The sequence below is a fragment of the Candidatus Nanopusillus massiliensis genome (assembly GCF_920984865.1).
This window is the reverse complement of sequence record NZ_OV100765.1, coordinates 527,664-528,269: the sequence shown is the minus strand read 5'-3', so window position 1 is coordinate 528,269 and position 606 is coordinate 527,664.

Genomic DNA, 606 nt, shown 5'->3' with positions numbered 1-606 from the left:
AGATCAATTACAACCAAATCAATCATATATATTACAATTTAGTATATTACCATTATATATTGGATCTTCTTCATTATTATTAAACTTCAATGTAAATGGACAAAATATTGGAACTGCACAATATAATTTAATTGTAAATNNNNCTGCAAATAAATCTTCATTGGTTGTATCAGAAAATACTTAATTATATCATTTATACTAGCAGGAATANNNNGATCAATAATATTTTTAATTTAGAAAAATATTAAAATTTTTTAATTATATTTTTTAGATGGACTTAAATGAAAAAATAAAATTCTTTATTAATAGAGGATTTTTCTATGAATCTCAAAGTATATATNNNNGTAGATCTGGATTTTATGATTATGGATCTTTAGGTACATTGTTAGAGAAAGGAGATTTGAAAATTTATGAAGAATCCTATTTTGGAAAATTATTTGATAATATATATGAAATACAACCTTCAGAAATAATGCATAAAAATACATTTATTGCATCAAGACATTTGGAATTATTTAATGATCCGATTGTTGAATGTAAAAATGGACATAGATTTAGAGCAGATACATTAATTGAGGAAAAATTAAATATTAGGGCAGAAAGTTT